The organism is Staphylococcus sp. GDY8P85P, from assembly GCF_017892405.1.
Classification (GTDB): Bacteria; Bacillota; Bacilli; order Staphylococcales; family Staphylococcaceae; genus Staphylococcus; species Staphylococcus borealis.
This window is the reverse complement of the sequence record NZ_JAESLA010000068.1, coordinates 1-1680: the sequence shown is the minus strand read 5'-3', so window position 1 is coordinate 1680 and position 1680 is coordinate 1. Positions and strand designations below refer to the sequence as shown.

At 31.1% G+C, this 1680-nt stretch carries 1 protein-coding gene; it reads right to left on the bottom strand.

The annotated features are described in order from the left end of the window. Window positions 1-141 precede the first annotated feature (141 nt). Window positions 142-1455, bottom strand: coding sequence for an ISL3 family transposase (locus tag KA828_RS12145; RefSeq protein ID WP_210126301.1), 1314 nt, complete (start codon window positions 1453-1455; stop codon window positions 142-144). Between the last annotated feature and the right edge of the window lie 225 nt (window positions 1456-1680).

Genomic DNA, 1680 nt, shown 5'->3' with positions numbered 1-1680 from the left:
AGATATTTGCGCTCTTTTTGTATAAAAAATGCGGTTAATGAAACAATCAATTTGTTTCATCAACCGCATTTCTCTTAGAACCAAATAGGTTCTACGCAAACATCGGTTGATAAATAAAAAAATTATTTAATTAAAATAAGATTAAGCGACAAGGTGGAAATCAGACTTTTTTAGTCTTGGTTTCCTTTTTGTTTTTTTAAATAGTCGTTCTTTGACGATTATACGACATTTGAAATTCTCGAAGTTACGATAACCGTAAGCTATACGTTTTTGAACTTTAATTTTATTATTAAAACCTTCGATAGGTCCATTTGATAAATGTGGAAAATTGAACGTATTCATAATATGTGGTGAAAATTTATCGAATGTATTTAATACTCTATTTAAACCTTTAGAAATAGATGTTTCGTCTTTAATACAACTAAAGAACTTTTCCGATTGATTGAGTTTTAAAGCCCGTCTAAGCTGATGGCCTACTTGATGCGTAAATTTAAGTAAGTCATTTCCTTCTAGCATATAATCCAAGACACCTTGAGGTGTCATCCATTTGTCGAAGAGTTTAACAGGGCCATAAACAAAGCTTTCTAGATTTTCTGTATCGGTAAGAAATATCTTCCAATGTCGTTTTAATTTATTATAAAATCGGTGATCTGTGTATCTAACTTCATTCATCAAACGGATACGCGCAGTGTTAATTTCTCTATTGATAGATTGAACAATGTGAAAACGATCAATAATGATGCGCGCATTAGGGAATAATTCCTGAATCATGTAAATATAAGCTTCAAACATATCAATGGAAACAGTTTTTACTTTTTTACGTTCTTCTAAAGAAAAATGATAAAAGTAGTCAAGAACAAATCGTTTTTTACGACTTTCGATGATATCTCCAAATTGATGTGTTAAGCCATCACAGTACACCATACTCATTTGACCGTTTACTGTTTTAAGTTCATCAATCATAATGTGTTCTGGTAAGGATTTAGATGGTGTCTGAGCTATCTCTTTAGCTGCTTCATTAATAATACGCGTAACCGTATGGAATGAGGTATTGGTACTTTCACTAATAGATTTGACCGAACGGTCTTGAACACTTTTATTTAAGATTATTTTTTTTGTATTATTTGAAATCACACAATGTTTGTCTACTATTTCAGATTGAGCGACAAAGGTACTATGGCATTGGCGACATAAAAAACGTTGTTTTTTGAGCGAAATATACGTAGGAACTTCTGAAACTTTAGGTACTTTAATTAATATTTGGCGTTTACCATTTTTAACAATACGATGGTTTTCATTTGGGAAGCCGCAGTTCTCACAATGATTAGGCGTATAAGTTAATGTGCCAAAATAACATTTAGCTGTTATATATCCATTGGAAAAACGTTCTACACGGTTTTCCCAAATAATATTTTCATCTTTAATTTCTAGTGTTTCTGCGATACAATTACTCATAAGCGCGATATCTCTCCTTTTATTAGTTTGGTCACTTAATATTATAGAGATATTTGCGCTCTTTTTGTATAAAAAATGCGGTTAATGAAACAATCAATTTGTTTCATCAACCGCATTTCTCTTAGAACCCAACAAATTTGCATTGTAGCTTTAAATTATTTTTATAAAGCTTTAGTTAGCTATTATTTAGTTTCACGGTGTAAAGTGTGTTTATTATCACGAGAA

Bases quoted from the DNA above. Each gene is read 5' to 3' on its own strand.
- KA828_RS12145 (WP_210126301.1), bottom strand. From the start codon at position 1,455: ATGAGTAATTGTATCGCAGAAACACTAGAAATTAAAGATGAAAATATT.